The sequence below is a fragment of the Shinella sp. M31 genome (genome assembly GCF_049199205.1).
Classification (GTDB): domain Bacteria; phylum Pseudomonadota; class Alphaproteobacteria; order Rhizobiales; family Rhizobiaceae; genus Shinella.
The window spans coordinates 1-20912 of the sequence record NZ_JBLZPH010000113.1; the positions used below are offsets into that span (position 1 = coordinate 1).

23 protein-coding genes are annotated in these 20912 nt (G+C 63.7%); 13 read left to right on the forward strand and 10 right to left on the reverse strand.

Going from position 1 to position 20912, the window contains the following annotated elements; genetic code table 11:
• Nucleotides 1-46 precede the first annotated feature (46 nt).
• The 4 genes from ACOZKU_RS19115 to rnhA all read left to right on the forward strand — a co-directional run bounded on the left by ACOZKU_RS19115 (nt 47) and on the right by rnhA (nt 3030).
• Nucleotides 47-412: a DUF1304 domain-containing protein gene (locus ACOZKU_RS19115; protein ID WP_421580208.1), complete on the forward strand. Its 366-nt coding sequence runs from the start codon at nt 47-49 to the stop codon at nt 410-412.
• 9 nt (nt 413-421) lie between these two features.
• Nucleotides 422-1423 (forward strand): 4-hydroxy-3-methylbut-2-enyl diphosphate reductase, encoded by a 1002-nt coding sequence (ispH, locus tag ACOZKU_RS19120; RefSeq protein WP_421580209.1) that lies wholly within the window; start codon nt 422-424, stop codon nt 1421-1423.
• A 201-nt stretch (nt 1424-1624) separates the two neighbouring features.
• Nucleotides 1625-2590 carry a homoserine kinase gene (locus ACOZKU_RS19125; protein ID WP_421580210.1) on the forward strand — a complete coding sequence of 322 codons (966 nt, stop codon included), beginning with the start codon at nt 1625-1627 and terminating at the stop codon, nt 2588-2590.
• The gene (gene rnhA / locus ACOZKU_RS19130; protein WP_314087306.1) at nt 2587-3030 is read left to right on the forward strand and encodes a ribonuclease HI; all 444 of its coding nucleotides are present in this window, start codon (nt 2587-2589) and stop codon (nt 3028-3030) included. The genes ACOZKU_RS19125 and rnhA overlap by 4 nt, the downstream gene beginning before the upstream one ends.
• Nucleotides 3031-3039: 9 nt before the next feature.
• On the opposite strand, the gene ACOZKU_RS19135 is transcribed toward rnhA, so the two are convergent.
• The 3 genes from ACOZKU_RS19135 to ACOZKU_RS19145 all read right to left on the reverse strand — a co-directional run bounded on the left by ACOZKU_RS19135 (nt 3040) and on the right by ACOZKU_RS19145 (nt 4755).
• The gene (locus tag ACOZKU_RS19135) at nt 3040-3333 is read right to left on the reverse strand and encodes a YciI family protein (protein WP_421580221.1); all 294 of its coding nucleotides are present in this window, start codon (nt 3331-3333) and stop codon (nt 3040-3042) included.
• Nucleotides 3334-3401: 68 nt separating this feature from the next.
• Nucleotides 3402-3887 (reverse strand): peroxiredoxin, encoded by a 486-nt coding sequence (locus tag ACOZKU_RS19140; RefSeq protein WP_421580211.1) that lies wholly within the window; start codon nt 3885-3887, stop codon nt 3402-3404.
• Between the two features lie 76 nt (nt 3888-3963).
• On the reverse strand, nt 3964-4755 hold the full coding sequence (locus ACOZKU_RS19145; protein WP_421580212.1) for a protein-disulfide reductase DsbD domain-containing protein: 792 nt from the start codon (nt 4753-4755) through the stop codon (nt 3964-3966).
• Nucleotides 4756-4930: 175 nt separating this feature from the next.
• Between ACOZKU_RS19145 and ACOZKU_RS19150 the strand changes: the two genes are divergently transcribed.
• From ACOZKU_RS19150 to ACOZKU_RS19160, 3 genes are all read left to right on the forward strand, one after another.
• Nucleotides 4931-5536 (forward strand): YqgE/AlgH family protein, encoded by a 606-nt coding sequence (locus tag ACOZKU_RS19150; protein WP_314087311.1) that lies wholly within the window; start codon nt 4931-4933, stop codon nt 5534-5536.
• Between the two features lie 95 nt (nt 5537-5631).
• Nucleotides 5632-5823 carry a CsbD family protein gene (locus tag ACOZKU_RS19155; protein ID WP_314087312.1) on the forward strand — a complete coding sequence of 64 codons (192 nt, stop codon included), beginning with the start codon at nt 5632-5634 and terminating at the stop codon, nt 5821-5823.
• 105 nt (nt 5824-5928) lie between these two features.
• The gene (locus tag ACOZKU_RS19160) at nt 5929-6990 is read left to right on the forward strand and encodes a zinc-binding metallopeptidase family protein (RefSeq protein ID WP_421580213.1); all 1062 of its coding nucleotides are present in this window, start codon (nt 5929-5931) and stop codon (nt 6988-6990) included.
• A 14-nt stretch (nt 6991-7004) separates the two neighbouring features.
• On the opposite strand, the gene ACOZKU_RS19165 is transcribed toward ACOZKU_RS19160, so the two are convergent.
• On the reverse strand, nt 7005-9848 hold the full coding sequence (locus tag ACOZKU_RS19165) for an EAL domain-containing protein (protein WP_314088270.1): 2844 nt from the start codon (nt 9846-9848) through the stop codon (nt 7005-7007).
• A 124-nt stretch (nt 9849-9972) separates the two neighbouring features.
• Nucleotides 9973-10566, reverse strand: coding sequence for a GNAT family protein (locus tag ACOZKU_RS19170; RefSeq protein ID WP_314087316.1), 594 nt, complete (start codon nt 10564-10566; stop codon nt 9973-9975).
• 150 nt (nt 10567-10716) lie between these two features.
• On the opposite strand from ACOZKU_RS19170, the gene ACOZKU_RS19175 reads away from it, so the two are divergent.
• Entirely contained in the window at nt 10717-11070 is a 354-nt protein-coding gene (locus ACOZKU_RS19175) for a cupin domain-containing protein (protein WP_421580214.1), read from the forward strand.
• Nucleotides 11071-11231: 161 nt separating this feature from the next.
• On the forward strand, nt 11232-11381 hold the full coding sequence (locus ACOZKU_RS19180) for a DUF1127 domain-containing protein (protein ID WP_117368829.1): 150 nt from the start codon (nt 11232-11234) through the stop codon (nt 11379-11381).
• A gap of 294 nt (nt 11382-11675) precedes the next feature.
• On the opposite strand, the gene ACOZKU_RS19185 is transcribed toward ACOZKU_RS19180, so the two are convergent.
• Nucleotides 11676-12971 carry a M16 family metallopeptidase gene (locus tag ACOZKU_RS19185; RefSeq protein ID WP_421580215.1) on the reverse strand — a complete coding sequence of 432 codons (1296 nt, stop codon included), beginning with the start codon at nt 12969-12971 and terminating at the stop codon, nt 11676-11678.
• A 103-nt stretch (nt 12972-13074) separates the two neighbouring features.
• Nucleotides 13075-14472: a threonine synthase gene (gene thrC, locus ACOZKU_RS19190; RefSeq protein ID WP_314087323.1), complete on the reverse strand. Its 1398-nt coding sequence runs from the start codon at nt 14470-14472 to the stop codon at nt 13075-13077.
• A 334-nt stretch (nt 14473-14806) separates the two neighbouring features.
• Between thrC and ACOZKU_RS19195 the strand changes: the two genes are divergently transcribed.
• Nucleotides 14807-15379, forward strand: coding sequence for a hypothetical protein (locus tag ACOZKU_RS19195; RefSeq protein WP_421580216.1), 573 nt, complete (start codon nt 14807-14809; stop codon nt 15377-15379).
• Between the two features lie 75 nt (nt 15380-15454).
• Here ACOZKU_RS19195 and ACOZKU_RS19200 read toward each other — a convergent pair whose 3' ends face one another.
• A complete protein-coding gene (locus ACOZKU_RS19200; protein WP_421580217.1) occupies nt 15455-16144 on the reverse strand; it encodes an HAD-IA family hydrolase in 690 nt (229 codons plus the stop codon).
• A gap of 120 nt (nt 16145-16264) precedes the next feature.
• On the reverse strand, nt 16265-16942 hold the full coding sequence (locus tag ACOZKU_RS19205) for a metalloregulator ArsR/SmtB family transcription factor (protein WP_314087328.1): 678 nt from the start codon (nt 16940-16942) through the stop codon (nt 16265-16267).
• Between the two features lie 74 nt (nt 16943-17016).
• Between ACOZKU_RS19205 and ACOZKU_RS19210 the strand changes: the two genes are divergently transcribed.
• Complete coding sequence (locus tag ACOZKU_RS19210) at nt 17017-17346, forward strand: NIPSNAP family protein (protein WP_314087329.1); 330 nt, start codon at nt 17017-17019, stop codon at nt 17344-17346.
• On the forward strand, nt 17343-17690 hold the full coding sequence (locus ACOZKU_RS19215; protein WP_421580218.1) for an antibiotic biosynthesis monooxygenase family protein: 348 nt from the start codon (nt 17343-17345) through the stop codon (nt 17688-17690). Before ACOZKU_RS19210 ends, ACOZKU_RS19215 begins: the two co-directional genes overlap by 4 nt.
• 218 nt (nt 17691-17908) lie before the next feature.
• On the opposite strand, the gene ACOZKU_RS19220 is transcribed toward ACOZKU_RS19215, so the two are convergent.
• On the reverse strand, nt 17909-19582 hold the full coding sequence (locus ACOZKU_RS19220) for a vWA domain-containing protein (protein ID WP_421580219.1): 1674 nt from the start codon (nt 19580-19582) through the stop codon (nt 17909-17911).
• Between the two features lie 238 nt (nt 19583-19820).
• Here ACOZKU_RS19220 and ACOZKU_RS19225 point away from each other — a divergent pair.
• Nucleotides 19821-20912, forward strand: a 1092-nt coding sequence (locus tag ACOZKU_RS19225; protein ID WP_421580220.1) for a site-specific DNA-methyltransferase, incomplete at its 3' end; no start/stop codon positions are given.

A 20912-nucleotide genomic window follows, 5' to 3' on the forward strand; every position in this document is an offset into this window, starting at 1 on the left:
GGGTCGGATGAGGGGGCTTTCGCACTGAGGAAGGGATGAATGGGCCATGCAGGCAATCGCAACGATACTCGTCACGCTCATCGCGCTCGAGCACGTCTATATCCTCATCCTCGAAATGTTTCTCTGGGCAACACCGCGCGGCCAGAAAGCCTTCGGCATGACACCGGCGCAGGCTGAAGCCACGAAGGTGCTCGCCGCCAACCAGGGGCTCTATAACGGTTTCCTCGCCGCCGGCCTCTTCTGGTCGCTCGTCCATCCCGATCCGGCCTTCGCCTTCCAGATCAAATTGTTTTTCCTTGGCTGTGTGCTGGTCGCCGGCCTATATGGGGGCGCAACGGCCGCGCGGAAAATTTTCGCCATTCAGGCGCTTCCCGCGGCTGTCGCCCTTGTTGCCGTCCTCATTGCCGGATAACCGAGACGCATGAACGAGAACCGACCGGATTTGACCATCAGGCTGTGCGGCCCGCGCGGCTTCTGCGCCGGCGTCGACCGCGCCATCCAGATCGTCGTGCTGGCGCTGAAGGCCTATGGCGCGCCCGTTTATGTGCGCCACGAGATCGTGCACAACCGCTATGTCGTGGAAGGGCTGGAAGCCAAGGGCGCGATCTTCGTCGAGGAGCTCGACGAGATCCCCGAGGAGCACCGCAAGCAGCCCGTCGTCTTCTCCGCCCATGGTGTGCCGAAATCGGTGCCCGCCGATGCGGAGAGCCGCAACCTCTTCTATCTCGACGCGACCTGCCCGCTGGTCTCCAAGGTGCACAAGCAGGCGATGCGCCACCAGCGCCTCGGCCGCCATGTCGTGCTGATCGGTCATGCCGGCCACCCGGAGGTCATCGGCACGATGGGCCAGCTGCCGGAAGGCTCCGTCTCGCTGATCGAGACCGTCGAGGACGCCGACAACTATGCGCCGCCGGACCCGGACAATCTCGGCTTCGTGACGCAGACGACGCTGTCGGTGGACGACACGGCCGGCGTCATCAAGCGCCTGCACGAGCGCTTCCCGAACCTCACCGCGCCCGCCGCCGATTCCATCTGCTACGCTACGACGAACCGCCAGGAAGCCGTCAAGCAGGCAGCAACCGGCTGCGATCTCTTCCTCATCGTTGGTGCGCCCAATTCGTCGAATTCCAAGCGCCTCGTCGAAGTGGCGCTGCGCGCCGGCGCCACAAAGTCGGTGCTCGTGCAGCGCGCTTCGGAAATCGACTGGGAGACGATCGGCGATATCAGGACCGTCGGCCTGTCGGCCGGCGCATCCGCGCCCGAGGTCATCGTCAACGAGATCATCGAGGCCTTCCGCATGCGCTACAATGCGGTGGTGGAACTGGCCGATACGGTGGAGGAAAACGAACATTTCCTCGTCAATCGCGAACTGCGCTCCATCGAACTCACCTCCGCCGACATGGCCTTCGTCAATGGAGAGTAGGGCCTTGAACCGCGTTTTCTGCGGCCCTGCCCCTCATCCCGCTGCCGCGACCTTCTCCCCGCAGGCGGGGAGAAGGGGCGGAACGGTGCGCCCATCGCTCCTCGCCCCGTTTACGGGGAGAGGATGCCGGCAGGCAGGTGAGGGGCGACGCACTACACCGACCTGACCGACCGATCCACCCAATCAAGCCTGAGACCCGCCGTGGCCGTCTATACCGATATCACCGAAGACGATCTTTCCCGCTTCCTGACCGCCTATGACGCGGGCACCTTGCTCTCCTACAAGGGCATCGCCGAAGGCGTGGAGAATTCCAATTTCCTGCTGCACACCACCAAGGGCGCCTTCATCCTGACGCTCTACGAGAAGCGCGTGGATCGGGACGACCTGCCGTTCTTCCTCGGCCTGATGCACCATCTGGCGGAAAACGGCCTGTCCTGCCCGTTGCCGCTGCCCCGCAACGACGGCGCGCTTCTGGGCGAACTCTCCGGCCGCCCCGCCGCCATGATTTCCTTCCTCGAAGGCATGTGGCTGCGCAAGCCGGCGGCGAAACATTGCCGCGAGGTCGGCCGGGCGCTCGCCCAGATGCATGTGGCCGGCGAAGGCTTTGCAATTACCCGCGAAAATTCGCTTTCCGTCGGCGGCTGGCGACCGCTGTGGGAGAAGTCGGTGGATCGCGTCGATGAGGTCGAGAAAGGACTTCAGGACGAAATCGCCGATGAACTTGCAACCCTGGAGGCGAACTGGCCCAAAGGCCTGCCGTCCGGCGTCATCCATGCCGATCTCTTCCCGGACAACGTCTTCTTCCTCGGCGACGATCTCTCGGGCCTCATCGATTTCTATTTCGCCTGCAACGACCTGCTCGCCTATGACGTCGCCATCTGCATCAATGCCTGGTGCTTCGAGAAGGACGGTTCGTTCAATCTCACCAAGGGCATGGCGCTGCTCGCCGGCTACGAGAGCGTGCGCCCGCTTTCCGACGAGGAAGCCGCCGCCCTGCCACTGCTTGCACGCGGCTCGGCCCTGCGCTTCTTCCTGACGCGCCTCTACGATTGGCTGATGACCCCGCCCGGCGCGCTGGTCGTCAAGAAGGACCCGCTGGAATATCTGCGCAAGCTGCGCTTCCACCGGCAGGTTCAAAACCCCGCGGAATACGGTCTCTCGCGATGAAGCATGTCGATATCTTCACGGACGGCGCCTGCTCGGGCAATCCCGGTCCCGGCGGCTGGGGCGCGGTGCTGCGCTATGGCGAGGTCGAGAAGGAACTGTGCGGCGGCGAGGCCGAGACCACCAACAACCGCATGGAACTGACGGCGGCGATGAGCGCGCTGACGGCGCTGAAGACGCCCTGCGAGGTCGATCTCTACACGGACTCGAAATACGTCATGGACGGCATTTCGAAATGGATCTTCGGCTGGAAGAAAAATGGCTGGAAGACCGCCGATAAGAAGCCGGTGAAAAACGGCGATCTCTGGCAGGCGCTCGATGCCGCGCGCATGGTGCATAAAGTCGAATGGCACTGGGTCAAGGGCCATGCCGGCCATCCGGAAAACGAACGGGCCGACGAACTCGCCCGCAAGGGCATGGCACCGTTCAAGAGGGGCGGTTAAGGTTTCTTCTCACGGATCGAGGAACACGTCCTTCAACCCCTCGGCCGCCATGGCGACCTGAAGCGGAATGATCTCCACTGTGGCGAGCCCGTGCTCCTGGAACGGATCGGTCTTCAGCAGCGCTTCCACCGCCTCGAGGCTCTCGCCGCGTGTGAGTATGACGCCGCCGGTGCGCGGCACGCGCCGGCCGGAAAGCAGGAATGTGCCCTCGGCATAGTGCTTGCGTAGCCAGGCGATATGGGCGTCGACATGTTTGTCGATCTCCTCCAAAGGCCTGACATAGGTGAGGATGGCGACATAAATCGGCGGCACGGCAAAAGCTCCAGGCGCGAAAACGGGCCACGGCAAGGCCGTGACCCGCAAGGATCAAGTCACAGCTGCTCGATCATCGCGGCAGCGCCGGAGACGGTCGCCTGGCCGGGGCTTTCCTCGACATTCAGCGTCTTCACCACGCCGTCTTCAACGAGCATGGAATAGCGCTTGGAGCGTACACCGAGCGTGCCGGCGGAGAGATCGACATCCATGCCAAGCGCCTTGGTGAAGGCGGCGTCCCAGTCGGCGAGGAAGCGCAGCTTGCCCGCGCCGCCGGTGGAATTGGCCCAGGCGCCCATGACGTGATGGTCGTTGACGGCGACGACCGCGATGTCGTCCACGCCCTTGCCGAGAATGGCGTCGCGGTTTTCCAGGTAGCCCGGCAGGTGGTTCAGCGAGCAGGTGGGCGTGAATGCGCCGGGCACGGCGAAGAGCACGACGCGCTTGCCCTTGAAGAGGTCATCGGTCGAAACCTCGGCGGGACCATCCGGCGTGCGTTCCTTGAGCTTGAGGTCGGGCAGCTTGTCTCCAACGGCAATGGTCACGGCGTCTCTCCTGTCAGGTCGATATCATTGAGGGCGGGCGGCCGAAAAAGGCCGGGGAGGGGACTATAGGCGACGGTCACTCGATGGCAAGCGGGCTTTCCATCGTCTTGTCGCCGGCCCTGACGGTGAGCTTGATCGGGTTTTTGGCGAGGTCGAAGACCTTCGGCTTGTGCAGCACCGGCACCTCGGCGACGAAGACGCCGCCATCGCGCTGCACCGGGCCGGCTGCGCCGAATTCGAAGGTCGAGGTGCCCGACAGGAAAACGTCCGGCAGCGCGCCCTCGGCGGGCGCTTCGAAGCGCACGGAAATGCTCTTGCCGTCTGCCGCCCATTGCCCGGACAGCGGCTTGAAGCCGTCGCCCGCGCCATGCGGCAGCGTCGCATCGGCATCCGAGATCGCCATTGCCTCCAGCGGATTGGCGAAGCTCTCGGCGCTCGCATCCGCCGTCAGTTCCGCCTGCACGGGGATGCAGATGTCCTTGCAGACGCCGAGAAAGACGGTTGCGGTGATCGCGCCGCCCTCGGGCTTGGCGAGGGTCAGCGGCAGGCGCACAGGCGCGTCATAGCCGATATAGTGGTTGGTCTGATCGCCGAGGCGCTTCGGCGCGGGAAAGCCGACGGCGGTCAGTTCCGCGCCGCTGATGGCGACCGATGGCGGAATGCCGCTGCCGCCGGGATCCCGCCAATAGGTCTTCCAGCCGTCATGCAGCCGGATATCGAGCATGGCGCGCATCGTGCCGTCGGAATTGGCCGGCAGCGCGATGAGACGCACATCGCCGCCGGGCGTCTCGACCCAGGAAGAAGTCGCGGCGAGAGCGGGCGAACAGGCGAAAAGCAGCGCGAAAGCGGCGGTTTCCAAGCGTTTCATGGATCAATATCTAGCGCCGCAGGCACCGCCTTTCCAGCGGCAAACACGGAATCGGTCATCATAAATGCTTGATCGGGCGTGAACGGGCCATAGCTCTTCTGTGAGGGCTGGCATGCCGCGCCGGTCAAAAAGAATGCTTTTCATTTGGCGGCGAATTGGTAGGCTGTTTCCCATCATGGCTATCTCGGTTCTGAAAAACAAACGAGAACGTGGCTTCCTTGACGGTCAGTTCCTGATCGCCATGCCGGGCATGGCCGATGCCAATTTTGCGCGCACCGTCGTCTATATCTGCGCGCATTCCGAAGACGGCGCCATGGGCTTCGTCATCAACCGGCCGCAGCAATTGAGCTTTTCCGATGTGCTCCTGCATCTCGATCTCGTCGGCGAGGACGAGGTGATCCGCCTGCCGGGCTCGACGCTGAATTTCCCCATCCGTTGCGGCGGTCCGGTCGAAAGCGGCCGCGGCTTTGTGCTGCATTCGGACGACTACATGTCCGAATCCTCCATTCCCGTCAGCGACGATATTTCGCTGACGGCCACACTCGATATCGTGCGCGCCATTTCGCGCGGGGACGGGCCGCAGCGCGGCCTGATGATGCTCGGCTATGCCGGCTGGGGCGCAGGGCAGATCGAAAACGAGATCGGCGCCAACGGCTGGCTGACCTGCCCGGCACAGGAAGAGTTGATCTTCGACACCAATCTCGACAGCAAATACGAGCGTGCGCTGGGCCTGATGGGCATTACGCCCGCCATGCTGTCGACGGAAGCCGGCCACGCCTGAGACCGGCGGTATTCATTTTTCGTTGGAACTTGTGCGGCGCTTCGCCGTTGATTTGCCGCGTGAAGGAACACGCCGCAAACAACAGGAGTATGACGGTGGGTAGCACGAGCGACAAGATCAAGGGCACGGCAAACGAACTGGCCGGCAAGGCCAAGCAGGCAGCCGGCAAGGCGACGGACAATCAGAAGCTGCGCGCCGAAGGCGCCGGCCAGGAAGCCAAGGGCAAGACCCAGAAGACTGTCGGCAAGGCCAAGGACGCCGTAAAGGGCGCGGTCGACCGCCTGTGACAGGCCGCGGGGTCATCGCGACCCCAGACCTGATTTTCGATACCCGCGTCGGCCCACGCCGATGCGGGTATCGTGCTGAGAGCAGCCCCTTATCTCGGATGCACCATGAAGCTCTTCACCTGCGAAACCTGCGGCCAGACCACCCATTTCGACAATCGTCTCTGCGTGCGCTGCGGCTCCTCTCTCGGCTTTCTTGCCGAAGACATGACGCTCCATGCGCTCGTTCCGGAAGGCGAGGGGTTGTGGCGGATTTCTTCGCGGGAGGGGATTTACCGTTTCTGCGACAACGCCGTGCAGGACGTCTGCAACTGGATCCTTCCGGCGGATAGCGCGCACGCCTTCTGCCCGGCCTGCCGGCACAACCGCATCGTGCCGACGACCGACCCCAAGGGCTTGGAGCGCTGGCGGCGCATCGGCGCTGCGCAACGCCATCTCTTCTACTCCATCCTGCGCTGGAACCTGCCGCATCCGACGCGCGAGGAGGATCCCGCCGGCGGCCTCGTCTTCGATTTCCTCGCCGACGAACTGGATGCAGGTGGCAATGTCGTGGCCGCCGCCATGACCGGCCACGAGGACGGCCTGATCAGCCTGCGCGCGGCCGAAGCCGATGACGAGGTGCGCGAAAGCGTTCGCGTCTCCATGCACGAGCCCTATCGCACGCTGCTCGGCCATTTCCGCCACGAGGTCGGTCACTTCTACTGGACGCAGCTCGTTCGCGACGACGCGACCCTAGAGGAAGCGCGTCGCCTGTTCGGCGACGAGCGCGAAGATTACGCCGCCGCCCTCCAGCGCAATTACGAGCAGGGCCCGCCTGCCGATTGGCCGCAGAATTTCATCAGCACCTATGCGAGCTGCCATCCTTCGGAAGATTTCGCCGAATGCTGGGCGCATTTCTTCCACATCGTCGATACGCTGGAAACCGCGCGCGCCTTCGGCCTCAACACCGATCCGAAGGGCCACGAGGAGCTGGAAGCCGAAATCACCTTCGACCCCTACCGCGCGCCGAACGCCGGCCGCCTTATCGAAAGCTGGATCCCGCTCTCCGTCGCCATGAACGCCATCCAGCGCTCCATGGGCCAGCCGGACAGCTATCCCTTCGTGCTGCCGCCCCCGGTCGTGGAAAAACTCGATTTCATCAACCGGCTGGTGCGTCAATCGGCGGCCTAGCCTAGCGGGCGTCCTTACGCCCGCTTCATCAGCGGAAACCGCTCCTTCAGCAGACGCTGCACCGAATCGTAGCCGATCGGCGGGCCGAAGAGGTAGCTCTGGCCGTATTCGCAGCCCATATTGCCGAGTTCGATTGCGTCTTCCTCAGACTCGATGCCCTCTGCCACGACCTGCATCTCCAGTTCCCGCGCCATCGAGATGACGGAGCGCAGCAGCACGCCGCGTTTGTCGGACCCGTCGCGCACCAGCGCCTTGTCGATCTTGATCGTATCGAAGGGGAAGCGGGTGAGGTAGGAGAGCGAGGAATGGCCCGTGCCGAAATCGTCGAGCGCCAGGCCAAGCCCGATATCCTTCAGCTTGGCGAGAATGAGGCGGGCCTGTTCCGGGTTCTCCATCACGATGGATTCGGTGAGCTCCAGCTTGAGTTTCTGCGGCTCGCACCGGGTCTTGGCCAGTGCCGCGCGCACGTCATTGTAGAGCTCGTTGTTGAGCAGCTGGGCGCTCGACAGGTTGACCGAGACGAAGACGGGCAGATCGCCGGTCTGGAGCTGCCAGTCCATCAGGTCGCTTGCCGCCTTGTCGAAGGCGAAGAGGCCGAGCTGATTGATGAGATCGGAAGCTTCGGCGATCGGGATGAATTCGGCCGGCGAGATATTGCCGCGCTTGGGATGATCCCAGCGCATCAGGGCCTCGAAGCCGGCGATCTCGGCATCCTTCAGGCGCACGATCGGCTGATAGACGAGCGACAGTTCCTTGCGCTCGATGGCGCGGCGCAGGTCCGTCTCGATCTGCAGGCGGTCGGCACCGAAAGTGCGGAAGGCGGGGCGGAACGGCTCGACGCGGTTGCCGCCGGCTTTTTTCGCCCGGTACATGGCGAGTTCCGCATCGTTGAGCAGGCCCGGCGCATCCTCCTGCTGGTCGACCCAGGAAACGAGGCCGATGGAGGCCGTGAGAATGATCTCGCGGCCGCCGAAATTGATCGGCACCATGATTGCCTTGCTGACCGCATCGGCGAAATCGGCAACCTTGGCCGGATCGCGCTCCGACATCAGGATCAGGCCGAACTGGTCGCCGGAGAGACGCGCCAGCGTGTCCTGCGGCTTCAGGAGGCGGCGCAGGCGCCGGGTGAGCGCGATCAGGATATTGTCGCCGGCGGCGATGCCGAGCGCATCGTTGACCTGCTTGTAGCGGTCGATGTCGATGGTCAGCACGGTCGGGCGCACATTGTCGGAACTGCCGGTGAGCGACAGGATCGACTGGAGGCGGTCGAGGAAGACCTGGCGGTTTGGCAGGCCCGTCAGGTTGTCGTGCAGGGCATCCTGAAGCAGGCGGTCGACGGAATTGCGCTGCTCGGTGATGTCGATGATCGTGCCGACGCAGCGGATGATCTCGCCATTGGCCCCGAGAACGGGGCGGGCGCGGATGGAGAGCCAATGATAGTGGCCATCCTCGGCGCGCACGCGGAACTGATGGTTGAGCCGGCCCTTGCGGTGTTCCAAAAGCACATCCAGTGTCGCGCGAAAGCGGTCGCGGTCGTCGGGGTGCAGGCGCGGCAGCCAGTTGCGTGCCGGGCCGTGCATGACGCCGGGCGCTAGGCCGAGCTGGATGGAGATGTCGGGAATGGTGACGACGCGGTCGCGCGCCACGTCCCAGTCCCAGACGGTGTCGCCCGAGCCGGTCAGCGCCAGCGACTGGCGTTCCAGGTCGGAGAACAGGCCCTGACTATAGGCGCCGCCGGCAAAGGCGTGCTGCATCACCGTGAAGCCGATGAGCAGCACGATCAGCACGAGGCCGCCGCCGAGCGCCGGCTGGATGATGTCGTTGTTGAGCTGGCCCGTCACCGTCAGCCACGCGCCGAACAGCCAGACGAGGATCAACGCCCAGGCAGGCACGAGCAGGATGGCGCGGTCGTAGCGGTTGAAGCCGAGATAGGCGATCAGGATGATACCGACGGTGCCGGTCAGCGCGAAGGAGAGGCGCGCAATGCCCGCCGCGATCGGCGGATCGTAGATCGCTACGCCAAAGAGCAGGCCAAGGCCGAGGATCCAGGCGAGCGTCGCATAGGACAGATGCGCGTGCCAGCGGTTGAGGTTGAGATAGGTGAACAGGAAGACCACGAGGCCCGCCGCCAGGAACACCTCGGTTCCCGCGCGCCATATTCGTTCATCCCCCGCTGTGATGCTGATGAGCTTCGAGAGGAAGCCGAAATCCACGCAGATATAGCCGAGCACAGCCCAGGCGAGTGCGGCCGTCGCCGGCAGCATGGAGGTGCCCTTCACCACGAAGAGGATGGTGAGGAACACCGCAAGCAGGCCGGCAATGCCGAGCACGATGCCGCGATAGAGCGTGAAGGCGTTGACCGTGTCCTTGTAGGCGTCCGGCTCCCAGAGATAGATCTGCGGCAGGTCCGGGGTCGCAAGCTCGGCGACGAAGGTAACGACCGTGCCGGGGTTGAGCGTGATGCGGAAGACGTCGGCTTCCTCGCTCTGCTGGCGGTCGAGCGCAAAACCTTCGCTCGGGGTGATCGAGATGATGCGCTTGGCGCCGAGATCCGGCCAGAACAGCTTCGATTGCACGAGGCGGAAGTGGGGCGCGACGATCAGGCGGTCGATCTGCTCTTCCGAGACATTGGCGAGCGCGAAGACGGCCCAGTCGCCCTGGTGCTCGTCGGAGGTGGCGCGCACCTCGATGCGGCGCACGATCCCGTCGGTGCCCGGCGCGGTGGAAACCTGAAAGGCCTCGCCGCGGCCGGTATAGATCTCGGTGGTGGCCGTCAGGTCCAGCGCCGTGTCGTCACGGGAAATTTTTACGGGTTCGACGGCGAAGGCGCGGCCGGTCATCATGCCGGCGAGGAGCATCGTCGTCAAAAGGATGAGGGCGAGCAACCGGCTGGCACGCAGCGTTTGCGGCACGGATGAAGAACTCATTGAAAGCGCATTGTCCTTAGGTAACTGCCCAGTCCTGTCGCGCCCTTCATGTCGCTCACGACGGCCTGTCGGCTGCCAGAAGCGAAAACATCACGTGGTCGCGCCACTCCCCGTTTATCTTCAGATACTCCCGAAGGTAGCCTTCCTGCCGAAAGCCGGCCTTTTCAAGGAGACGGATGCTTCTTGTATTGTCTGGAATACAGGCTGCCTCGATACGGTGCAACTGAAGGCTCGAAAAGATATAGGGAATGACCAGTTTCAGGGCACCGAACATGTGGCCCTGACCGGCATGGCGCTCGCCCATCCAGTAGCCGATCATGCAGCATTGCGCTGCGCCACGCCTGATATAGCCGACGGTGAGGCCGCCCAGCAGCGTTTTTTCCGCCCGTTCGAAGACAAAGAGCGGCACGGCCTGGCCGGACGAAAATTCCTGTTCATTTCGGATGACGCGGGCCCGAAACGAACTTTCCGTCAGCTCGTCGCCCCGCCAGGTGGGCTCCCAGGGCTCGAGAAAGCGCCGGCTTTCGGAGCGAAGCTGGTACCATTGCCGGTAATCATGGAAGCGCGGAAGGCGAAGCAGATGCCGGTCGTCGGCCAGTTCCACGGTGTCGGACTGCCGGGACAGAAACCGAAAAACCGATCGTGTCATGCAGCCCACTCCGCGCGCCGCCCCAGTGGCAAGCCTTTCAGAGATAAGATTATGCCGAGAGGCTTGCCGCCGTCAAATGGCCGCCAGACCTTGCGCGGCAAACACGGCCGCCTATGCTGCGCACCACGCGAGATATCGAAAGGAACCGCCGTGCAGAAAACCGTCACCGTGCTCGACCGGGCGCAATGGGAAAAACGGCCCGACGTCTGGCATGGCGAATTCGAGGGCAGGCTCTTCGGCACGAATGCCTCCGTGATGTTCTACACGACCGACGAGATCGGCCGCGGGCCGCCGCTGCACCGCCATCCCTATGACGAGGTCTTCATCGTCAGAGAGGGCCGGGCGCTTTTTACCGTCGGCGATACGCAGCTGGAGGCTGTGGCAGGCCAGATCGTCTTCGGACCGGCCAATGTGCCGCACAAATTCGTCAATCTCGGCCCCGGCCGGCTGGAAACGACGGATATCCATCTGACCGATGTCTTTGTGCAGGAGGATCTGGAATAGGGGCGCGCCGGCCACCATCGCGGGAAAATGGTCTTGTTTTGGTGCTATGCAAAAGCCGCATGCCTGCGGTGTAAGCATATGCATTTTCTCTGAGCAGAGGATCGACTATCTATTGATCAACGCAAGAGACACACACGAAACAAACCCAAAGGAACTGACCCATGAACATCTTCGCAAAGCTCAAGAAGAATGCCGCCGAACGCCGCGCCGTCCGTGAACTCGGTGCCCTCGATGACCGCGCCCTTCAGGACCTCGGCATCTCCCGCGCCAACATCCAGGCCGCCGTCAAGGGCATGGTCGTTTTCGGCTGATACGCTGAACGCTCTGGGGATGACCCCAGCGCAAGGGATGATACCACTGCGCCGTTAGGGCAGCAAAGCGGTCATCCCAGTCTATAGGGCCTTCTCCCGGGCCCCGACCAAGCAACCCGCCGCAAGGCGGGTTTTGCTTTTTGGGGCAAGTCTCATCCTATTAGCCGAGGATCTGCAAAGGCTGCCAAAAAACGAGAGGCCGGCAGATGCTCGGGACAGGCCGAGCATGACGATGGGGTGGGCGGCGGTGGCCTACTGCGCCGCCGCAGGACAGGCCCCGCCTGTGGCCGGTGTTCAGCTCGCCGCGCGGTCGATCGTTCCGCGCGAGAGAGAGCGGGCGATGTCGCCGGTCGGGACGAGGTGTTCGAGCGGGCCGATGGCCGAGATCGTCGGGATCGTGTCGAAGAACAGGCGGCCGGCGAGGTCGGTCAGGCGCTCGACGGTGATGCCGGCGAGGCGTTCCATTAGCTCCTCGTTGGGAATCGGGCGGCCGTAGAGCATCATCTGGCGGGCGATCTGGCCGGCGCGGGCGGCCGGGCTTTCCTGGCCCATCAGAAGCTGGGCGCGGATCTGCGCGCGGGCGCGCTCGATTTCCTGCTGGTGGATCGTTTCCGACGACTTCTTCAGCTCGTCGAAGATCACAGGCATCAGCTCGGGCAGGTTCTCGCCGCCGGTCGCGGCATGGATGCCGAAGATGCCGGTATCGGAAAAGCCCCAGTGGAAGGCGTAGATCGAATAACACAGGCCGCGATGCTCGCGCACTTCCTGGAAGAGGCGCGAGGACATGCCGCCGCCGAGGATGTTGGCGAGAATCTGCGAACAGTAGAAATCGCGGGCGTGATAGGCCTTGCCCTCGAAGCCGAGCAGCACCTGCGCGTCCATCAGGTCGCGCGTCTCGCGCACGTCGCCGCCGGTATAGCGGGCGGGCTCGAAGACCGGCGAGACTTTTGGCGCAGTTGGCAGGCTGGAGAAGCGCTCCTCGACCTGACGGACGAATTCGTCGTGCTTCACCGCGCCGGCCGCCACGACGAACATGCGGTCCGTCGTGTAGTTGCGGTCGAGATAGCTGCGGATTTCGCCGGGCGAGAAGGAGAGCACGGTGTCCGGCGTGCCGAGAATGGCGCGGCCGATGATCTGGTCGCGATAGGCGACCTCGGAGAACTTGTCGAAGACCACGTCGTCGGGCGTATCGTTCGCCGCGCCGATTTCCTGCAGGATGACGTGTTTTTCGCGGCGCAGTTCCTCGTCGTCGAAGACGGATTCAGTCAGGATGTCGGCGAGGATATCGACCGCGAGCGGGACGTGATCCTTCAAGACGCGGGCGTAGTAGGAGGTGGTTTCCGTCGAGGTGGCGGCGTTGACTTCGCCGCCGACATTTTCGATTTCCTCGGCGATCTGGCGGGCGGAGCGGCGCTCGGTGCCCTTGAAGGCCATGTGTTCGAGAAGGTGGGCGATGCCGTGCTCGTCCGCGGTTTCGTTTCGCGACCCCGACTTGATCCATACGCCGAGAGCCACACTCTCGAGATGGGGCATGTTTTCGGTCACCACGGTCAACCCGGAAGCAAGCCGGGTGCACTCAACTTTCATCATGCGCACTTTCTGCGTTTTTTTAGCCTTTCCGCCGCCCGCGGGAAACCGGAAAGGCCCTCCCTGTAAACACGCAATGCCGGTTGCTGCCGCTCCCGGCCTCGCCCTAACCCCGGATTCGCGAATGGTCGCCGATGAAGGCTTCCACGACGTCGAGCTCAGCGCTCAGCACGTCAAAACGCTCCTCCCTTTGCATCAGGTCAGCAAGCCACGATGGAAGCGCCGGGTCAATACCGCAGGCCGATTTTACTGCGGCGGGGAATTTTGCCGGATGCGCGGTGGCGAGCGTCACCATGGGAGCGCCCGGCTTCTCGTGTTTTGCGGCGACGAACACGCCGATCGCCGAATGCGGATCGAGCAGATAGCCGGTCTCGGCAAGCGTCGTCTTGATCGTCTTGGCGACCTCTTTTTCCGAGGCGCGGCCGGCGCGGAATTTTTTCCGGATCACCTTCAGCGCCTTTTCCTCGATCTCGAAGGCGCCCGACTGCTTGAGGCTTTCCATCGCGCGGCGGACGGCGCCCGCATCGCGGTCATAGGCTTCGAACAGCAGGCGTTCGAAGTTGGAGGAGATCTGGATATCCATCGACGGCGAGGTGGTGGCCTTCACGCCCTTCATCTCGTAGCGGCCGGTTTTCATCGTGCGGGCGAGAATGTCATTCTCGTTGGTGGCGATGACCAGCTTGTCGATCGGCAGGCCCATGCGCTTGGCGCCGTAGCCGGCGAAGATATCGCCGAAATTGCCGGTGGGAACGGTGAAGGAGACTTTGCGGTCCGGCGCGCCGAGCGCGACGGCCGTCGTGAAGTAATAGACGATCTGGGCCATGATGCGCGCCCAGTTGATCGAGTTGACGCCCGAGAGCTTCATGCCGTCGCGGAATTTCGTGTCGTTGAACATCGCCTTCACGAGGTTCTGGCAGTCGTCGAAATTGCCCTGGATGGCAAGCGCATGGACGTTCTTTTCCTTGGAGGTCGTCATCTGGCGCTGCTGCACCGGCGAGACCTTGCCCTCGGGGAAGAGGATGAAGATATCGGTGCGCTCGCGGCCGGCAAAGGCGTCGATGGCCGCACCGCCCGTGTCGCCGGAGGTCGCGCCGACGATGGTGGCGCGCTCCCCGCGAACCGCCAGCGCGTGGTCCATCAGGCGGGCGAGCAGCTGCATCGCCACGTCCTTGAAGGCGAGCGTCGTGCCGTGGAACAGTTCCATGACGAAGGAATTCGGGCCGGTCTGCACCAGCGGTGCGACGGCCGGATGGCGGAACGTGGCATAGGCCTCGTCGATCATCGCCCGGAACTTGTCGGCCGGGATATCGCCCTCGACGAAGGGAAGGAGGACCGTAAACGCGATCTCCTGATAGGATTTGCCGCGCAGCGCCCGGATCTCCTTCTTGGAGAAGGTCGGCCATTCGCGCGGCACATAGAGGCCGCCATCGCGGGCAAGCCCGGCGAGAAGCGCATCGGAGAAGCCGAGGGAAGGGGCCTCGCCCCGCGTCGAAACATAATCCACGTTCACAGGTCCTTGGAATGGTTGGAGGTTGCGGACGGGGTCGTCCACCGGTCGTTCGGTCGCTGTGCTGCCATCGTCCTTCCGACCTTACCCGAAAGGCCACGCTTGCCGCAGGTCTCTTTGCGGCGGATCGTGGCAATGCCGTTGCATGCGGCTCGTCGAAACGGGCCTTTCCGAAATTCTGCGGGCGGTTTCATTCGAGCAATCGATTTTTCGCCGCGTCGCTGCTATAGACCATCGCCTAGGGTCGTGAAAAGGCCCGTGAAACGAGTTCCGAAAGGCTTGGTCGCCGGGGGCGGGGCCTGATCGCAGGGGTAAAAGTAACGTGTTTGCAATGACGATCCGCCGCTTTCTCGGCATCTCCCTTCTCGCCATCGTGGCCGGCTGCAACCAGACCGACAAGCCCGCCGACCTCGGCGTTTCCAGCGATACGTCAGGCGCCGGCACGCAGGCCACCGCCAATGCGCAGCAGACGCAGGGCTCTGCCGTGGTCCAGGGTGCCTGCCCGCAGGTCTATCTGCGCGACGGCACATCCGTGCTGCGCCGCTATGCCAAGGGCGCCAAGGACGATCCGTCCAAGCTGCTCTACCAGGTGACGCTCGCCGAAACGACGCGCCGCTGCGTAATCAACGAAAGCCAGCTCGTTATGACCGTCATGGTCCAGGGCCGCATCGTCACCGGCCCGGCCGGCAGCGCAGGCACCTCGGTCAATGTGCCGATCCGGGTCGCCGCCGCCGATGGCGACAACACGCTCTACAGCGATCTCGTGCAGTTCCCGGTCAACATTCCGGCCGAAGGCACTGCGCAATTCGTCTTCACCAAGGACAATGTTATCATTCCCGGCGGCTCGGGGGGCTTCGTGCGCGCGTTCGTCGGTTTCGACGAAGGCCCGTACAACACGAAGTAACGGTCTCAACGCCATCCAAAAAAACGGCCGCGGAAGCATCTTCCGCGGCCTTTTCGTTCCAGCATCTGAAAAAGATCAGATCGCTTCCTGCCATTCGGCAAGGGCGGCGATCACTTCCGGCAGGTCGGTCATGCGCGAGATCACGGTCTCGGCGCCCGCTTCCGTCAGCCGGTCGGCATGCGAGGGATAGGTATGCGAGGCGCCGGTGAAGCCGACGACGCGCATGCCGGCCGCGCGCGCACCGGCAATGCCATGCACCGAGTCTTCGACGACCAGCGTACGGGCCGGATTGGCATTGAACTGCTTGGCGCCGTGCAGGAAGATATCCGGCTTCGGCTTGACGCGGTCCGGCCCGAGATCCTTGGCGGAATAGACATAGGGGCCGAAAACCTGCTTCAGGCCGACCTTCGTCAGCATCATGTCGAGACGATGCGCGGCCGAGTTCGAGCAGATGCAATAGGGTTTGCGGATGCGCGACAGCATCGCCTTGACGCCGTCGATGACCTTCACCTCGGCGGCAAGGCGCGCATCGAGCAGCTTTTCCGACTTGTCGAGCAGCGAGGCCGAGAGCGGAATGGCGGCCTCCTGCTCGATCGTCAGCAGGATGTTCTGCCAGGTCATGCCGGCGAAGCGCTCGCCCATTTCCTCGGCGCCGATCGGATAGCCGGCCTCCGTCAGAAGCCGGGATTCGACCTCCGCCGCGATGATTTCCGAATCGACCAGAACACCGTCGCAGTCGAAAATGATGAGGTCGAAACCGTCCATGTCGTCGTCTTTCCTTTGGGAGCACCGATACGCCCGGCAAGCGCGGCTTCCCTACACCAAAGGGCCGAAGGCGACAATTGCCAGATTGGCAGGGCTGTCGTGCGGGGCCCTGTGCCGCGCTTACGGAAACAGCGCCGTGAAGCGCCGCTCGCCTTCGGGCGTGAAGCGAATGGCGCGGCTGTCCTTCTCGCGCCTCGCCCAGCCATCGGCGATGAAGCGGGCAAGCAGCGCCTCGCCGAGCGAACCGGCAAGATGCGAGCGCCGCTCGCTCCAGTCGAGGCAGGTGCGGCAGACCGGGCGGCGCTGGGTTTTCAGCGCGGGCAGGTCGATGCCGAGGGCTGCGATGCGGGCCTCGCCGCTTGGCGTCAGGTCCGCCTCGTCGCCGTCGAGCATCACATCACCGTCTGCCACCAGCCTGTCCAGCATGCGCACGCCGAAATCGCCGGCGAGGTGGTTGTAGCAAACCCGCGCCTTGCGCAGCGCCGGGTCCTTCGGGCCGGGGCGGGTGCGAAGCAAGCCACGATTGGCGGCAAAGCCCATGATGTTTTCGAGAAGCAGCCCGACCTCGTCGTCGGCGAGCGCGAAATAGCGGTGACGCCCCTGCTTGCGCTGGGCGACGAGGCCGCCGGTTTCGAGCTTGGACAGGTGGGAACTGGCCGTCTGCAGCGTGATGCCGGCAGCGCCCGCAAGCTCGGTCGCCGTCAGCGCCTGTCCGCCCATCAGGGCCGTCAGCATGTTGGCGCGGGCGGGGTCGCCGATCAGCGCGCCGATCTGGGAAATGTCCGGTCCTTCTTTCATACTTCGATGGTAGCCGAAGCATTCGCGCATGGCAATGTGGGAGAAGGGGGCCTCGTCAAAACAAGGAGACGACGATGATCACCTGCTTCATTCGCTACGAAATCGACCCCTTCCGCAAAGACGCTTTCGCCACCTACGCGCAGACCTGGGGCCAGGCGATCCCGCGCTGCGGTGCCGATCTCATCGGCTATTTCGGTCCGCACGAGGGCTCGTCGACCACGGCCTATGGTGTCTACAACATCGAAAGCCTCGCCGCCTACGAGGCCTATCGCGCCCGGCTTGCCGCCGATCCGCTCGGGCGGGAGAACTACGATTTCGCCCGCAGGGAACGTTTCATCCTGAAGGAGGACCGTATCTTCCTGAAGAATGTCTCGCTGCCGCACGCACCGAGGGTTTCGCCATGATCGCCGTCATCTTCGAAGTGGTGCCGGCGCCCGGCCGCATGGATATCTATCTCGACACCGCGCGTGATCTACGCCCGCTGCTCGACGGCATCGACGGGTTCCTTTCCATCGAGCGCTTCCGCAGCCTCACCGATCCGACCCGGCTGCTCTCGCTCTCCTTCTGGCGCGACGAGACGGCGGTGAAGGCCTGGCGCACCACCGAAGAACACCGCGCCGCCCAGTCCCTCGGCCGCAACGGCGTGTTTGACGCCTATCGGCTGCGCATCGCGAGCGTCGTGCGGGATTACGGGCTAAACGACCGGGAGGAGGCGCCGGAGGATAGCCGGAGCTTTCATGCGGCTTAGTTACTTCGCCCTGACGGTATGATCCTCTCCGTTCCGGGAGACGGCGCACTCTCTGCTTCAGGGAATGTGCCGCCTCCTCTTTACGTCATCCTCGGCCTTGAGCCGAGGATTCACACATCCGCACTGCCTCGCTTGTGGCATGGATCGTCGGATCAAGGCCGAGGATGACGGCAGAGGGGAGGAGGGCAGAGGGAGGAGGCTTTCCGCCCTCTATCGCACTACTGCACCGTAATCTCGGCCCGCTCCCCGGCCTTCACCGTCGCCTTGCCTTCCTTCGGCGCCGTGTCGCCCTCATACTTCACGCGCACCACATAGTCGCCGGGCGGCAGCGTATCCTGCCATTCGGTGCCGTAATTGTAGGACATCGATTTCTGGTTGCCCTGGATATCCTTGGCGGCGCTGAGGACCTCGATGAAGTTGCCGCCGGGTGCCGATATTGCCAGCACGCCGGCATTGAGGTTGACGACGACCTCCTTCATCTCGCCGGACTTGAGATTGATCGGAACCTCGCCGGTTGCGGAGCCGAGCTTCGCCGTCAGCACGAGGTCGCCGGTCGGCACGTCGATCTTCGTGCCTGTGCCGTAATTGTAGGCGACGCTCTTGCGGGTGCCGTCGATGGCCTTCTTTGCTTCCACCACTTCGAAGAAGACTTCGCCGGAATCGACCGCCGGCCCGCCCTCGGCATAGACGGCCTTGTTGAGCACGGTGCCGGAGCCGATCACGAGGTTGTGCTGGAGCGTCTCGCCCGCCTTGACGGCAATGGTTTCGGAGACCTTGGTCGGGCCGATCGTGCCATTCAACGTCACTTCGCCGGCGGGAACATATTGTTTCGTCGTGCCGTAGCCGGTCGTGGAGTCGCTGCCGAAAACGATCTGGACCGCCGCTTCACTGTAGCCTTCCGTATCCTGCGGCGTGCGCTTCGGCGTGACGACGAGGAGGCCGGCATCGAAATTGACGAAGGGTTTCGCGACCGCGCCGTCCTTCACCTCGAAGGGGATTTCGCGTTTGCTCGCGCCCTGCAACGCGACGACGGCGATATATTTGCCCGGCGGGTAATTCCCGGAATATTTACCCTTGTACTGGGTCTCGACGGTGTCGCCCGCCGGCTTGCCATCCGCATCCGCCTTATAAATCTGCCAGGCAACGTCGTTGAGATCGCCAAGCGAGGGGCCGCCCTCGGAAAGCACGCTGTCGAATTCCGCGTTGAACTCGATGGCCGGTGTCGGTTCCGGCTCGGCGACCGCCACCTCCTCCTGCTTGGGTTTGGCCATCGGCGCTTCCGCCACCGTCGCCGTCAGCGCGGCGACGAGCTGGGCGGCGTCGGAGGCCTGGAAATATTTGCCGCCGGTGTTTTCGGCAAGGCAGGCCACCTGCTTGCCTTCCTCTTCCGTCAGGCCGAAGCCGACGACATGGGTGGTGAAATCGACGCCCTTCTTCTCCAGCGCCGAGGCGAGCGCGCAGGGATCGGCCTCGCAGGTCTCCAGTCCGTCCGTCACCAGCACGACCGTCGCCTTTTCCTCGGTATATTTGAGAATGTCGGCCGCCTGCTCGACGGACTGGCTGAGCGGCGTCTTGCCCTTCGGGTTGATGCCGTTGACGAAAGCTGTGATCGCGCCTTCCGTACCCGCGCCCGGCGGCACGGCAAGCTCGATATCGCTGCACGAGCCCTTTTCCCGGTGACCATAGACCATCAGCCCAAGCTCGGTGCCGACGGGCACCGATTTCAGCACGGTGCCGAGCGTCTCGCGGGCAATATCGATCTTCGAGCGCCCGTCGATCTGGCCCCACATGGAGCCGGAGGCGTCGAGCACGATCATCGTCTTGTCGGCGGCGATGGTCTGAGTGGCGGCAAGAAGCCCCGCCAGAAGCAGGAAGGCGGCTTTCAGTCGCAAGGCATGTCCTCCTCGTTGTCGCGGAGAACCCGGCCGTTCCCGCCGGCAAGGCTCAGCTTTCTCCTTCAAAAACGTGCGGGCGAGGGCGGATATTCGCAACGGCTTGAATTCATCGGGAAAGTGCCGGGGCGAAACGGTTTTCGCTTTTTCTCCAAAGCCTTCAGCCTTTGGTAACCATCTTCGGTAACCATAAGAACCATCAAGTTCTGTTCCGAGTCAGCGTATCAGCGAGTATCATATGCCATCTGTTCTTTCGCTTGCAGACGTCTCCCGTTCGCCCCGCAAGAGCGGTTGGCTCGATACGATCATCAAGGGCGATTGCGTCGCGGCCCTCGAAGCGCTGCCCGACCAGTCCGTCGACGTCATCTTCGCCGATCCGCCGTACAACCTCCAGCTCGGCGGCGCGCTGCACCGTCCCGACCAGAGCCTCGTCGATGCCTGCGACGACGAATGGGACCAGTTCGCCTCCTTCGAAGCCTATGACGCCTTCACCCGCGCCTGGCTGCTCGCCTGCCGCCGCGTGCTGAAGCCCTCCGGCACCATCTGGGTCATCGGCTCCTACCACAACATCTTCCGCGTCGGCGCGACCTTGCAGGATCTCAATTTCTGGATCCTCAACGACATCGTCTGGCGCAAGACCAATCCGATGCCGAACTTCAAGGGCCGCCGGTTCCAGAACGCGCACGAGACGATGATCTGGGCGACGCGCGATCCCAAGGCCAAGGGCTATACGTTCAACTACGATGCCATGAAGGCGGCCAATGACGACGTGCAGATGCGCTCGGACTGGCTGTTTCCGATCTGCAGCGGCGGCGAGCGCCTGAAGGGCGAAGACGGCAAGAAGGTGCATCCGACCCAGAAGCCCGAAGCGTTGCTTGCCCGCATCCTGATGGCCTCCTCCAAGCCGGGCGACGTGGTGCTCGACCCGTTCTTCGGCTCCGGCACGACGGGTGCGGTGGCCAAGCGCCTCGGCCGCCACTTCGTCGGCATCGAGCGCGAGCAGGCCTATATCGATGCCGCCCGCGAGCGCATCGATGCGGTCGAACCGCTCGGCAGCGGCACGCTTTCGGTGATGACCGGCAAGAAGGCCGAACCGCGCGTCGCCTTCAACACACTGATCGAAAGCGGCCTGATCGCACCCGGCACGGTGCTGACGGACGCCCGCCGCCGCCACAGCGCCATCGTGCGCGCCGACGGCACGCTCGCCTCGGGCAGCGATGCCGGTTCGATCCACCGCATCGGCGCCAGGGTGCAGGGGCTGGACGCCTGCAACGGCTGGACCTTCTGGCACTATGCCGACGGCGCCGAACTGAAGCCGATCGACGCGCTC